This is a genomic window from Anoxybacillus flavithermus, assembly GCF_002742685.1.
GTDB lineage: Bacteria > Bacillota > Bacilli > Bacillales > Anoxybacillaceae > Anoxybacillus > Anoxybacillus flavithermus_E.
The window spans coordinates 89,406-103,776 of the sequence record NZ_PEDM01000004.1 but is presented as its reverse complement, the minus strand read 5'-3'; the positions used below and the strand labels follow the sequence as shown (position 1 = coordinate 103,776).

Below are 14,371 nucleotides of genomic sequence, written 5' to 3'. Positions count from 1 at the left end.
GGTTACCTTTACCATACAGGAAAATTCGCATTTTTTGTACCCTCTATTTCTTCTACGCACACTTACCTTCAATGATCAAGTACAACTTGTGGTGAAGAGCCTCCTTTATAAAAAAACGGAAGGATCTCCCTTCCGCCGCTTGTTTTCAATGTATCATGTTTTGAAGTGGTCTGTCCACTACTGTTTTTCGATTAAATCGACAATATGTTGCCATGTCGTTAGCTTTAGTGCATCAAATGGTTTACCGTCACCGATTACACCGTAGCCGACCATCGCACCGATCATTCCGCTTAACCCAACGAGAACGAACACAATGACAAGGCGAAGCCAAATGGGAATAAGGCGACGGCGCGGACGGCGAAGCGAGCGCTTTTGTTGTTTTTCCTCCATACAAATTCCCTCTCTATGAACGAATGCCGTTAATCAGCCCCATCATTTGATCCGATAGTGTAATCGCACGGGCGTTGAGCTGATATGACCGTTGCGTAATCATCAGTTCGCTCATTTCTGTCGCTAGTTCCACGTTTGATTGTTCTAAAGCGTATTGTTGCAACGAAATGGCGTTGCGATTATTGCCAGCTATATTGATAGCTGCGCCTTCGTTATTCATATTATCTGGAAAAGCAAAACGGTTGTCACCGAACGCCTGCATCAGTTGCGGGCGGGTGATGTATGATACCCCGATGTTTACCGTCTGCATCATGTTTCCGTTTGGCGCAATGAATTGCATCGTGCCGTTTTGTGTCACTTGAATATCTTTAAAGCCGTCACGAACAGTAATCGGTTCATCGTTCTCATCGACGACTGGATAACCATTTGCCGTCACAAGCATCAGTTCATCTGGATTGTTCGCGGACGGACTAAGGTAAAATGCACCGTCTCGCGTATATTGGATCGCACCATCAACAAGAATGCGGAAAAATTGCCCTTCTTTCGTCAAAGCGAGATCAAGCGGGCGGTCTGTTTTTACAATCGAGCCTTGTTTCATTTGCATATGTGTTGACGCGACTTTTGCGCCGACACCGAGACGGATACCTGCTGGTGTAAGGCGCGGTGCTTCATCTGTTTTCGGCAAGTTGGTAAACTGTTGGGCAAGCAATTCGCCAAATACCGCATCGCGCTTTTTAAACCCGGTTGTGTTGACGTTTGCGATATTATGGCTAATGACGTCTAGTTGTTGTTGTAGTTGGTTCATTGTATTGGCGGCAGTAATCATTGAACGAAGCATCGTGATCCTCCTACTTTAAGCGACCAATTTCGTTTGCCGCTTTGTCCATACTTTTATCGTATGCTTGTAAAATTTTTTGGTTCGCTTCAAACGCGCGGTAAGCCGACAGTATGTCCGTCATCGCACGAGACAAATCGACGTTTGAACGTTCGATATATTGTTGGCGAATCGTATACGTTTCAGCAAGTGGAAGCTCCCCTTCTGCTCGAAATAAACCGTTCCCTTCTTTCGCAAGCGATTGAACGTTTTCAGCATAAGCGATGCCAAGACGCGCGATCGTTTCTTCGCCTTTTGTAATCGTGCCGTCTTCAAGTACAGTAAACTGTTCATCGCCCACTTGAATACGGTTGCCTGTTTCATCGAGCACGTAAAGACCATCTGTCGTCGTTAAAAAGCCGTCGGCATCGATCGTAAAATGACCGTTTCGTGTATAGCGAACGTCGCCTGCTTCATTTTGTACGATAAAAAACGATGCGCCTGTCCCATCAACGATCGCCATGTCGGTATTGTTGCCTGTTTCGCGTATATCCCCTTGGGCAAAGTTTGGCACAAGTTCTTGTACATACACACCTGTTGACAATGGACCGATATATGTACGATCACGCCACGTTAGTTTTTTTTCAGTCGGAATCGTCGTTTGTTGAATGCGGTGCATCAACATCTCTGGAAAAGCCCGTAACGATGCTTGATCGGCTTTGTAGCCTGGCGTATTGGCGTTTGCGATATTGTTCGTCATCATTTCGATGCGGCGTTGTTGAGAAAGCATGCCTGAAGCAGCTGTATATAGTCCGCGAAACATCACTCTTCCCCCTAACCGTTTTTACACTACTTTCATTATAAAAGAAAACCGAGGAAAAAGCGAATAGGTACCATTTCCCAATGGCACCTACACGAGTTGACGATATGGAGCTTTGTCGATGTTATCAAGCATTAACCCTGTGCCGATGGCTACGCAATCCATCGGGTTTTCCGCAATAAAGACAGGCACTTTTAATTCTTGCGCAAGCAGTTGGTCAATGCCATGAAGTAACGCCCCGCCTCCTGTTAGGAAAACGCCGCGGTCAATAATGTCTGCCGATAGTTCTGGCGGTGTGCGCTCAAGGACGCTTTTTGCCGTTTGGACGATCGTATATACCGTTTCACGCAACGCTTTTTCAATTTCACCGGAACGAATCGTAATCGTTCTTGGTAAGCCCGTTACTAAATCGCGGCCGCGAATGTCCATCGCTTCATCGCGCGCGTTCGGAAATACAGTCGCAATATTGATTTTAATTTCTTCCGCTGTTCGCTCACCAATTAATAGCTTATATTCTCGTTTAATATAGTGTAAAATTTCTTGGTCAAATTTATCGCCAGCCACTTTAATGGAGGCCGATGTGACGATGTCACCCATCGATAATACCGCAACGTCCGTCGTGCCTCCGCCGATGTCGATGACCATGTTTCCAGATGGTTGAAAAATATCCATTCCAGCGCCAATCGCTGCTACTTTTGGTTCTTCTTCTAAGTACACTTTTTTTCCGCCGCTTTTTTCCGCCGCTTCTTTAATCGCTTTCCGTTCGACGGACGTAATGTTTGTTGGACAGCAAATTAAAATGCGGGGCTTGGCAAACCATCCTTTTAAGTTGAGTTTGCTTAAAAAGTGTTTGAGCATCGCTTCCGTAATTTCAAAGTCTGCAATCACCCCATCTTTTAACGGACGGATGGCAACAATATGCCCAGGCGTACGTCCGACCATGCGCCGCGCTTCTTCTCCGACCGCCAACACTCGCTTTGTATGTTGATCAATCGCCACAACAGAAGGTTCGTTTAATACAATGCCTTTTCCTTTGACATAAATCAACACGTTCGCCGTGCCAAGATCGATGCCGATATCCCTTGCCAAAAACATTATATGTTCCTCCTTGCCATTTCTCCTAATAAAATATTTTACCACAATGATGACGAAAAAAGAGAGCATTTTTGACAAGGAGAACAACAAATTTACGTCGCTTGCTCTGTTTCTTTTTTATACTTTTTCTTTGTCGCTTCTCCTCCACGCAAATGGCGAATGGATTTATGGTAATCTAAAATTTCTTTCACTTCATTCGCTAATTCGGGGTTAATTTCCGGGAGCCGTTCCGTTAAGTCTTTATGCACGGTGCTTTTCGACACACCGAACTCTTTCGCGATGACGCGAACGGTTTTTCTTGTCTCCACGATGTACTTGCCAATCTTGATTGTACGCTCTTTGATGTAATCGTGCACACTGCTCGCCCTCCCTAAGTTGGATGTGAGAAGTGTGAAATGAGACGTATAAGGCGTTGATCGCAGTGGCGTTTACTCGTTCATAACAAAGTCGTCAATCTCATCTATTAATCGTTCATCTCACCTCAAACACCCTCGTTGTTCAAGTTTGTAATAGTGTATTAGGGAAGAAGAAAATATATTCCATAAAAAAGCGAACAGATGAGCATTTTGCCCACCTGTTCATGTTCTTGCCATTCCGATCGAAGCATCTGGAACGGTGCTTGACGGATCGCTTTCTTGTTCATTTGTTTCTTGTTGTTCCGTTTGTTGTTCTTTCGCTTCTAATGCGCTTAGCGGTTGATCGAAGTAAGCGATCGGGTTCACCGCTTGTCCGTCTTTTCGAATTTCAAAATGGACATGCACGCCTGCTTCTTTATTAAACTCGTTTGTTCCTGCCTTCGCAATCACTTGTCCTTGTTTTACTGTATCGCCTGCTTTCACTTGTACGTCTTTTAATGATTGATATACCGTCACAACGCCGCGATCGTGTTGAATATGAACGACGTAGCCAAAGAGCGGATCTTTTTCTGCTTTGACGACTGTTCCACTTAACGATGCGGTCACATCAAAGCTTTCGCCGTTTTTCATCGCGATGTCGACACCTTTGTTTGGATAATATTCATCATTATAAGAGACGAGAGCAGCTTCTTGTTCTTCGGCTGATGCATTAAAGTCGTAAAACGGTTTTGCAATTTCGACAGCGTTTGGATCAAGGACAGGCATCGCAATTTGTTCAACCGCTTGTTGAACCGGTACAGACTCTTGTTCGTTTACTGCTGTGCCTTGTTTTGTCGGCTCATCGACAGGTGGCTGAACGATATCGTTTGTTTTGCTTTGGAACCAAAGCACACCTGTTAAAATGAGCGCTGCGCTTAACAAATAAATCGAAGGAACAACCCAACGTTTACGAAACAACTTTGAAACTTTTTTGTTTTCTTCTTTCATGTTCATCACCTCAGCAACCATTGTGAACAGAAAGAAGAACATTTATACACGTAAAAATAAAAAAATTTGCCGCTTCAAAATTTTGAAGCGACAAGTGATACATCGTCAATTTTTACACCTTGATAATAATATTGAACAATCTCTTTATACGTCTTTCCTTGTTTCGCTAAAAAGTTCGCCCCGTATTGACTCATCCCAACGCCGTGACCGTATCCTTTCGTCGTAATGACAATGTTGTTGCCTTGCCTTGTCCATGTAAAATCGGTCGATTTGAGTTGCAACTTTTCACGCACTTCCCGACCGGTAAGCTGTTTGCCGTTAATATCGACAAGGGCAACACGCTTGCCTGGCGTGCGAGCGAGCACTTTGCCGATAGATCCGTCTTTCGGTAATTTCACACCGAGCCGTTGTTCAAATTCGCGAACAGGTAACGTCATTTGTTCGTAAAACTTTGGCGACTGTGCATCCCATGGACTCTCAACGCTCGTTAAATAAGGGAACGCGTTTTGCCAATACGCTTCTGAATTTTCCGTATAGCCGTTGCTTGTTGAGAAAAATGCCGCTTCAATCGGCTCATTGTTGTACGTTAAGATTTGCCCCTTCGTCGCCTCGACCGCTTCTTTAATTTTTTTTATTTTCCATTCGTAACTTATGCCCCACATTTCTTTTAATTGCTCGTCATTATAATACACTTGGTGCATAACCGTATCAGTGACGTTTGCTCCTTCTGGCAGTTGGATAGGTTTGTTATATATGAGTTGTTTGACGATGTACGTTCGTGCGGTGAGCGCTTGGGCTTTTAACGCTTCCATTTCAAACTCTGCTGGCATTTCCGCCGCTACAACACCAACAACATATTGCTCAAGCGGAAGTCGCTCTACCTTTTTTTCTTTACTTCGATATACAGCTACTTCAACCATTGGCTCATCACTTGCTTGCATTTGCATCGGTTGGGCAGGAAGGGGCGCCTCTTGCTTTTCCCCGAACGCTAAAACAACTAATGCAGGAATGAGTAAAATAAGAGTAAATAATACAACGATTGCGATCATCCATTGTCGCAAAATCATCCCCCCTTTGTCATTGTTACAATTTATGCAGGGGGACAAGCATATATGCAAAAAACGACCATTCGCCTCCGCAAACGGTCGTTTTTATGTTCACCCAACGTCTGTCATTTGTGTTTGTATCGTATTGACATCCTCGCGTACACGTTCAATATCCGCACCTAACGCAGCTAACTTTTCATGGAAACGGACGTAACCGCGATCTAAATGTTTGAGCTCAGTTACGCGCGTATATCCTTCTGCTACAAGTCCAGCTAAAATAAGCGCTGCGGCAGCACGTAAGTCCGTTGCGGCCACTTCTGCCCCTTGCAATTGGCACGGACCGTTAATAATGACAGAACGGCCTTCAATTTTCATATCGGCGTTCATACGACGAAATTCTTCGACATGCATAAACCGATTTTCAAATACCGTTTCTGTTACCATGCTCGTGCCTTCCGCTTTCATCAATAACGCCATCATTTGTGACTGCATATCAGTCGGAAAGCCGGGATGTGGCATCGTTTTTACGTCAACCGCTTTTAGTTTGTCTGGAGCAATGACGCGCAAACCGCTGTCTTCTTCAATAATCGTGACACCCATTTCCTCAAGCTTTGCGATTAACGACGTTAAATGTTCTGGCACCGCACCTTGCACAAGAACGTTTCCGCCTGTAATGGCAGCAGCAATCATAAACGTTCCTGCTTCAATGCGATCAGGAATAACTGTGTGCTCAGCACCATATAATGTAGTAACACCGTCAATGCGAATCGTGCCTGTGCCGGCACCGCGCACTTTTGCGCCCATAGCGTTTAAAAAGTTTGCTAAGTCGACGATTTCCGGTTCTTTCGCACAGTTTTCAATGACCGTCGTACCTTCAGCTAATACGGCGGCCATCATAATGTTTTCTGTCGCACCGACACTTGGGAAATCTAAATAAATTTTTGCACCGCGCAACTTCCCGTTCACTTCAGCGTCGATGAAACCGTTCCCGATTTTCACCGTCGCCCCCATCGCTTCAAATCCTTTTAAATGTTGATCGATGGGGCGTGAACCGATCGCACAACCGCCCGGTAGCGCTACGCGCGCGCGACCTTTACGGGCGAGCAACGGTCCCATCACTAATACAGATGCTCGCATTTTTCGCACATATTCAAATGGAGCTTCAATACTTAGCTCTCCTGATGCATCAACGACAATGTTGTTGTTGCCAACCGTTACGTTTGCTTGTAAGTGACGCAACACTTCACTAATCGTATATACATCGGAGAGTTCAGGTACATCATAAATGACGCTCTTTCCTTCACTCGCTAACAATGTTGCGGCGATGACAGGCAACACAGCGTTTTTCGCACCTTCCACTTTCACTGTGCCGCTCAACCGCTTCCCGCCGCGGACGATGATTTTTTCCAAGGCATTCCCCTCCGCGTCCAAAGTCTCTATATTAATATTCAGCTGTTATGATTGGGGTGCCAATGACAACGGTCGTTCGCGCGCCCAATCCGTCTTGTCGTAATGCTAGTTGAAGATTCATTTGTTGTTGTCCGACAGAAAGTGATGTCTTCCACTGCTCAGTATATGCTGAGACGGAGACAAATGTCTCTTCGCGCAAAGACTCGATCGGTCGCGCTTGAAACGAAGCAAGCAAGCGAACCGCCTTGTCAAACAAAACACCTTTCATCTTACCATCGAATTCCCCTGTAATACAAGTGAAAAATGTAGGTTTTACGAATAATTTCGTCGTTTGTCGGACGAGCGTGTGTTCGAGTTGTTTATTCCACGTTGAACCGGTTGCTTCATATAAAACAAGGACAGCTGGATGATGTGCGACCGTGATGAGTTGAATCGTTTCAACGTAAGTGGAGGTTTCACGTTTGCCAATCATCTTGTGCGGTTCAACCGTCCAACGAAAAGAGGACCATGTTCTCACGTATTGTTGGATCCAGTTGTGAGGGTCATTTGTAAGCACTTGCTCTTTGGCGTAGACGTTCCATCGTTTGAGGTGAATATGATGGTCTTCAAATGCGCCGAGCATATCGTTTATTTTCGCTATTTCTCCGCCGATCCGTTCACCGTCATACATCCGATAACCACTTAATAACAAACAAAACATAACGAGTGCCAACCATCTTTTTCTCATCTCTTTTCCCTTCCTCTCCTTAGCTTTTATTGTTGCCAGATCGGAAGGGAACATACGTGAAAAAAATCGACAACGCTCGCGTTTAAAGTAAAAACGGCAACTGACGCGACCAGCGTAAATAATCTAAAAAGAAATTGCTTACTAATGAACCGATTGCAACGGTTAATAAAATGTAAAATACACGTGCTTGAATGATGCGATTTCGTTTAAAAATAACTTCAAGCCGAACCGCTTGCAGCGTCCACCACGTCACCGTAATAAAAAATACATGCGATAATAAACTAATTAACGCTTCTTGTCCAAATGTTTCCATTCCCACTCCTCCTTTAATATAAAAAATGGAAGGGTACACCCCTTCCATTATACGTCTTATTGAAGAAAATCGCTAAAATGTTCAAACGGTGCAATGAAATCGTAGGCGATGTTCGGAAACACCCCTAATAAAACGGTGCCGATAACACAAATAACAATAACGGCAATAACCCCAGGTGGCCACTCTAAGCGTCGCGCGTCTTCAACAGGTCGGAAAAACATTTGAATGAAAATACCAAAGTAATATACGTACGATATAACGGTCGTGACTACCATAATCGATGCAAGCACATAATGAGCTGGCTCGACGACGAATGCACCGAGGAAAATGTTCATTTTCCCGATAAATCCAGCCGTTCCCGGAATGCCCGCAAGCGATAGTAGAAAGATCGTCATCGCAATCGCCATAAGCGGCGAGCGACGGTACAAGCCGGCGAATATGCTCACGTCTTCATCATCATGATGTTGAGAGACGACTTGCAAAATGGCAAATGTTCCGATCGTCATAAATAAATACGCCAATAAGTAAAACCAAATGGCTTCAAACATAAACATCGATAAGCTCGCAAAAGCCACTAATACATACCCTGCATGCGCCACGCTCGAATATGCTAACATACGTTTCACGTTCCGTTGACGAAGGGCAATCGTATTGCCGATCATCATCGTCGCCCCCGCTAAAAAAGCGATGTACGGCGCAAGCGTCACGAGCATGGAATTCGAACTTCCCGTCGGTATTTGGGCAAATACAGAAACGATAACGCGCAACACAATGACAAATCCGGCTGTTTTAGAAACAACGCTTAAGAACGAAACGACTGGCATCGTCGCACCTTGATATACGTCAGGTGCCCACATATGAAACGGGGCGGATGCTAATTTAAACGATAACCCGACGAACGTCAGCAAAAAGGCGAGCGATAAAATGTATTGATGGTTTTCTTCATACGTGCTGGCAAGTTGCACAGCAATTTCTTTTATATTCGTCGATCCGGTAAAACCAAAAATATAGCTCATCCCAAATAGCGTAATCGCTGTTGCGATACTTCCGGTAATGACGTATTTCAACACCGCTTCATTCGCTAATGTATGTTTTTTACGAATCGCGACGAGAACATAAGAAGAAAGCGATAATAGTTCAAGTCCGACGAACAATGTAATAAGATCGCCGCTTGATGCCATCATCATCGCGCCAAGAAGTGCGGTTAAAAATAGGTAATAAAATTCACCACGATATGCGATGCGCTCTTTCGGTTCATAGTGAATCGAAAGCAATAAAACGAGCGCACTACCGATCAGCAATAACGCTTTGAACGATTTGGCGAACGAATCGAGACGGAACGTATCACCTAAAATGGACGTAACATCACTCGTCCATAAACTAAGGAGCGATACGAATGAAACAGCAACCCCGACGAATGCGAATAAGCCAAGAAGACGTCGGCTCCGATTTTCCGGCATAAACAGGTCGATGAGCGAGAGCGCAACCGCTACGCCGAGAATGATAAATTCCGGCATCATGACGCCCCATTCATAGCTAAGTAATGTTTCGAAATCCATCTCATCAACCCCCTAACCCGTTCATCATCGTTTCAATCGTCGTTTGTAGCGGCAGCGCTAATACGTTCGGATATACCCCGATGATGATAATAAGAAGCAGTAAACTAATTGCTGGCACCCATTCGATGCCTCGTAAATCGTAAACGTTTGACACCGTTGTTTGCCCAAACGTCATGCCGAGAACAGCGCGCAATAAATATACAGCGGTCATAATAATACCGATTGTACCGATCGCAGCGAGCAGCGGTTCCGCTTGAAATGCCCCAACGAACGCCATAAACTCGCTAATAAATCCGGACGTTCCCGGCAAACCGAGCGAAGCCATCGCCCCAGCAAGAATAAATCCTGATACGTACGGCATTGTCTTCGCCAGCCCCCCTAAACGAGCAAGCGTCGTCGTGCGCGTTCTTTCGTACATGACACCGACGAAGAAGAATAAAAACGCAGCGATAAATCCGTGTGACACCGCTTGGAAAATCGCTCCTTGTATTCCTGCCTCAGTGAGCGAACCGAGACCGATTAATACAATGCCCATGTGCGATACGCTCGAATAAGCAAGCACCATTTTAAAATCGGTTTGTCTTAGTGCTAAAAACGCACCGTACAACAAGTTAACAACGCCTAAAACGATGAGCCATGTCGAAAATTGTTGGAATTGCCCGGGAAATAATCCAAACGCAAAACGGACAAGACCGAAAGCACCAATTTTTAACAAAACCCCTGCATGTAGCATAACGACAGATGGTGGCGCTTGTACGTGCACGTGCAACATCCAGCGATGAAGCGGCACGATCGGTAGCTTAACCCCAAATGCGATGAGCAACGCAAGAAACAATCCGTAGCGAAGCGCGTCGGAAATTGGCGAAATCGTTTGTGCCATCGGATCCGTTAATATGTGGCGCAGCTCATCGATATTCGATGTACCCGTGCGCGCAAACAAGACCGCAATGACGATCAATAAAACGGCTGAACCGAGCCCGTTATAAATTAAATAGCTGTATGCCGCTTTTTCTTTTTCGAAATATCCCCATTTTCCGATGAGGAAAAACATCGGAATGAGCGTCAACTCAAAAAAGATGAAAAAGAGTACAAGGTTGCTAGCAGCAAATACGCCAAGCATACCGATTTCAAGCAATAAAAACAGTTGAAAATACCCTTTCCACTCTTTTTGGATGGATGTAGAAGCGATCGCCGCAAGCGTCGCTAAAATAGTCGTTAAAACGATCATGACAAGCGCCAAACCGTCCACATGAAGTTCATATGCGACAGTAAAATCCGTCTCCTTTAAAAACGGGAACTCACCAAATTGAATCCATGACCGTTTTTCCGCTAACTTGCTTATATCATACCCGTTTTGATATTGCCAAAATGCAAACAATGATAAGCATAACGATGGCAACGTCGCCAACACACCAAGCCATTTAATCGCTTTTTCTTGTTCTTTCGAAAGAAGCGAAAGAACGAGTATACCTAAAAGCGGGGAGAAAATTAAGAGCGATAAAAAGTATGGCTGCATTATAAATACCCGTTACAGAAAACTTATAAAACTTTATAAAGCATCTACAATTCTTTACAAAGTTTTTGTTTCCTTCCTTGTTCATCGCGCCCGATTTCGCAAAAAAGCTACTCTCGTTTTCTTGGCGCTCCGAAGGCTTCACTTCCCCACTAACGTATGGGTACATGGTCATGTCACATCATGGATTCGGCATATTGTTTCAAGTTGATGCTTGCATTCAAATCGCGATCGATTTCTATCCCACACGCCTCACAACGGTACGTCCGTTCCGATAAAGAAAGGTGATCTTTCACATGACCGCAACGGCTGCACTTTTTGCTTGACGGATAAAACCGATCTACGACGATCAACTCGATCCCATGCCATGCACATTTGTACGTCATTTGCCGCTTGAACACGTGGAATGTTTGTTGTTGAATCGCTTTCGATAGCTTGCAATTTTTTAACATGCCACTTGTGTTCAAGTCTTCCATCACGACATACGCTGGCTTGGCTTTCACCAACGTCGCTGTGATGTGGTGAGTATGGTTAAGCTGCATATTTTTCAGCCTTCGGCGTTTTTTCAAAACAAGGAATTCAATTTTCTTAATGTTTTCCGTTTTTCTGTAACGGAATTCACCTCCTTCTGTTTTCGTTTTATTCATTTCGTACTTTCGTGATATTCGCCTTTGCATGCGCCTAATTGACTTTTCCAGCTTTTTTACTTTTGGTGTTTGGTTGATGTTTGGAAACGTCATGCCATTGCTGACGGTAGCTAACGACTTTACCCCTAAATCAATGCCGATGCCTTCGCTGTACGTTTCATGTTTCACTTCTGCTTCCTCTACACCGACCGTTAAAAACCAATGTAGTCCGTCAAACACGATGCGTGGATTGACGTATGTTACATGTTTTCCGTGCGGAATACGTCCTCGCTCCGCCAAACGAATCCAATTGAGCTTCTGTCTATTTTTCTTTTTGGAAGGCGTCAGTTTCTCTAGTTTTACATGCGTGTCGGTGATTTTAATTTTCGATGTATCTTGATAAAAACTTGGGCGTGTTCGTTTCTTCGTTTTCAATTTCGGAAACTTCGCCCGTCCTGCAAAAAAGTTTTTGTAGGCTTGACACGCATCTTTTATTGCTTGTTTTGTGATGTTGTTGGAATAATTGTTGAGCCAACTGTACTCTTTCGTTTGTTTGAGCTGCGTTAATCTTTTTCTTAATTCACCATCATTTAAAAATTTACCGCCTTGTTTATGATTTTCTTGTTGTTGTGCTAAGGCAAAATTATACGCCCACCTTGCTACACCCGCACACTCAAATAATTTTGTTTGTTGTTTATGATTAGGAAGTAGCATAACCTTATATGTTTTAATCATTTTCAGTTAGCTCCTTAATCATCTTCTTGGCTTTATTTGCTCTTTTGCTTTGTAATTTTATAAATTGTATATAGGGTTTTATGGATTTTAAAAAAAATATTTTAACAGTTACTAACCCCCTGTCACCGCAAAAATGACGACGAGAATCGCTAAAGCAACAATGGTCACCGTGCCATACATTTGCACTTGCCCGTTTTGTAAACGCGAGCCGATTCGACCGATACCGCGCGCTGTTGCTGCGAATAATTGTGCCAATCCTTCGACGAGGAAACGGTCGATATACTCAAATAACAAGCTAATAAACGAAGTAGCGCGAATGACAGTAAGTCCGTAAAATTCGTCGATGTAATATTTGTTCATAAGCACGTTGTACGTAAGCGAGAAACGTGACGATAGCCAGTCGCGCGCAATCGCACGTTTGCCATATATGAGCCATGCAAGAACAATTCCGCATAGCGACACAATGGTCGCTACAATCATAATCCAACTTGGACCTTCTGTATGCGCATGCCAATTCGTTCCTTCTGTCAACCATTCGCCTAAAAAGGCACCCCACGGTGTTTGAACGTAACCAGAAACGACTGCGAGCACACCGAGTACGATCATCGGTAGCACCATGACAGTTGGCGATTCATGCACATCGTGATTGTTCGTTCTCGCTTCTCCCGCGAACACGAGGAAAAATAAACGGAACATATAAAACGCTGTGAAAAAGGCAGCGATAACAGCAACAACAAATAGACCGACATGTCCGTGCGTCCACGCGGCAATTAAAATTTCATCTTTGCTGAAAAAGCCTGAGAAAAATGGAAAGCCGCTAATGGCTAACGTTCCGATTAAAAAGAGTGGAGCGGTCCATTTCATTTTTTTCCACAATCCGCCCATTTGTTCAATATTTTGCGTATGCACCGCATGAATAACACTACCTGCAGCTAAAAAGAGCAACGCTTTAAAAAAGGCGTGCGTCATTAAATGAAAGACGCCTGCAACATAACCTGCAGAACCGAGCGCTAACATCATATAGCCAAGCTGGCTGACGGTAGAATATGCAAGCACGCGTTTAATATCCGTTTGCACAAGACCGATCGATGCCGCAAAAATAGCAGTAAATCCTCCGACGTAAGCGACAGTCATCATCGCTGTCTCGCTCGCTTCATAAAGCGGGAACAACGTTGCAACTAAATATACCCCGGCAGCGACCATTGTTGCGGCGTGAATTAACGCCGAGACAGGCGTTGGACCTTCCATCGCATCTGGAAGCCACGTATGAAGCGGAAATTGACCTGATTTTCCGACTGCTCCAATAAAAATAAGAATGGCGCTTAATGTGACGGTCGTGGCCGATATGTCGCCGCTTCGTAACGAAGCAAAAATCGCTTCATATTCGAAGCTTTTCACTTCTAAGAACAATAAAATCATACCGATCAACAACCCGACATCCCCGATGCGCGTCATAATGAACGCTTTTTTCGCTGCGGCTTTTGCTTCTTCTTTGTAAAAATAAAATCCGATCAATAAGAACGAGCCGAGACCGACGAGTTCCCAAAAAATGTACGTTTGTAGTAAGTTGGGTGATACGACGAGCCCGAGCATCGCGAACGTAAACAATCCTAAATACGCGTAAAATACCGAGAAGCGCTCATCACCGTGCATATATCCTTTCGCATACGTATGTACGAGAAAACTAACAAGCGATACGACAACAAGCATTAATGCATTTAATGCGTTCACTTCCAAACCGACCGTTACATCCACATCCCCAATTGTCAACCATGTGTATGCTTGTTTATATGTTGATGCCGTCCATCGCTCATACAACGCTCCGAGGGCAAATGCGAGCGAAAGAAGCGTCAACAACATTCCGACATACGCGCTTCGTTCTTTTAACTGCTTGCCAACAACAAGCAGCACAACAAACGATACGAAAGGAAAAAGCGGTATGAGCCATGCGTTTTCCATCATCGTTCAATCATCCCCTTT

The 14,371-nt window shown here is 44.4% G+C and carries 14 protein-coding genes; all 14 read right to left on the bottom strand.

Going from position 1 to position 14,371, the window contains the following annotated elements; genetic code table 11:
• Positions 1–177: 177 nt before the first annotated feature.
• A complete protein-coding gene (locus tag CS060_RS04005) occupies positions 178–390 on the bottom strand; it encodes a DNA-directed RNA polymerase subunit beta (RefSeq protein WP_035049989.1) in 213 nt (70 codons plus the stop codon).
• 13 nt (positions 391–403) lie between these two features.
• Positions 404–1,228 carry a flagellar hook-basal body protein gene (locus tag CS060_RS04000; protein WP_035049990.1) on the bottom strand — a complete coding sequence of 275 codons (825 nt, stop codon included), beginning with the start codon at positions 1,226–1,228 and terminating at the stop codon, positions 404–406.
• 10 nt (positions 1,229–1,238) lie between these two features.
• Positions 1,239–2,027 carry a flagellar basal-body rod protein FlgF gene (gene flgF, locus CS060_RS03995; RefSeq protein WP_035049992.1) on the bottom strand — a complete coding sequence of 263 codons (789 nt, stop codon included), beginning with the start codon at positions 2,025–2,027 and terminating at the stop codon, positions 1,239–1,241.
• 87 nt (positions 2,028–2,114) lie between these two features.
• Positions 2,115–3,119, bottom strand: a complete 1,005-nt coding sequence (locus CS060_RS03990; RefSeq protein ID WP_035049994.1) for a rod shape-determining protein — start codon at positions 3,117–3,119, stop codon at positions 2,115–2,117.
• Positions 3,120–3,211: 92 nt separating this feature from the next.
• Positions 3,212–3,475, bottom strand: coding sequence for a sporulation transcriptional regulator SpoIIID (gene spoIIID, locus CS060_RS03985; protein WP_003396966.1), 264 nt, complete (start codon positions 3,473–3,475; stop codon positions 3,212–3,214).
• 222 nt (positions 3,476–3,697) lie between these two features.
• Positions 3,698–4,462, bottom strand: coding sequence for a stage II sporulation protein SpoIIQ (gene spoIIQ, locus CS060_RS03980; RefSeq protein WP_035049996.1), 765 nt, complete (start codon positions 4,460–4,462; stop codon positions 3,698–3,700).
• Between the two features lie 74 nt (positions 4,463–4,536).
• Positions 4,537–5,523 (bottom strand): stage II sporulation protein D, encoded by a 987-nt coding sequence (gene spoIID, locus CS060_RS03975; protein WP_371411587.1) that lies wholly within the window; start codon positions 5,521–5,523, stop codon positions 4,537–4,539.
• A gap of 96 nt (positions 5,524–5,619) precedes the next feature.
• Positions 5,620–6,918, bottom strand: coding sequence for a UDP-N-acetylglucosamine 1-carboxyvinyltransferase (gene murA, locus CS060_RS03970; RefSeq protein WP_035049998.1), 1,299 nt, complete (start codon positions 6,916–6,918; stop codon positions 5,620–5,622).
• 31 nt (positions 6,919–6,949) lie between these two features.
• On the bottom strand, positions 6,950–7,645 hold the full coding sequence (locus CS060_RS03965; protein WP_035049999.1) for a YwmB family TATA-box binding protein: 696 nt from the start codon (positions 7,643–7,645) through the stop codon (positions 6,950–6,952).
• Positions 7,646–7,727: 82 nt separating this feature from the next.
• A complete protein-coding gene (locus CS060_RS03960; protein ID WP_035050219.1) occupies positions 7,728–7,958 on the bottom strand; it encodes a DUF1146 family protein in 231 nt (76 codons plus the stop codon).
• Between the two features lie 56 nt (positions 7,959–8,014).
• Positions 8,015–9,517, bottom strand: coding sequence for an NADH-quinone oxidoreductase subunit NuoN (gene nuoN, locus CS060_RS03955; RefSeq protein ID WP_035050217.1), 1,503 nt, complete (start codon positions 9,515–9,517; stop codon positions 8,015–8,017).
• Between the two features lie 4 nt (positions 9,518–9,521).
• Complete coding sequence (locus tag CS060_RS03950; RefSeq protein WP_099668703.1) at positions 9,522–11,033, bottom strand: NADH-quinone oxidoreductase subunit M; 1,512 nt, start codon at positions 11,031–11,033, stop codon at positions 9,522–9,524.
• 173 nt (positions 11,034–11,206) lie between these two features.
• Positions 11,207–12,391 (bottom strand): RNA-guided endonuclease InsQ/TnpB family protein, encoded by a 1,185-nt coding sequence (locus CS060_RS03940; protein WP_099668701.1) that lies wholly within the window; start codon positions 12,389–12,391, stop codon positions 11,207–11,209.
• Positions 12,392–12,502: 111 nt separating this feature from the next.
• Positions 12,503–14,353, bottom strand: a complete 1,851-nt coding sequence (nuoL, locus tag CS060_RS03935; protein WP_035050205.1) for an NADH-quinone oxidoreductase subunit L — start codon at positions 14,351–14,353, stop codon at positions 12,503–12,505.
• Between the last annotated feature and the right edge of the window lie 18 nt (positions 14,354–14,371).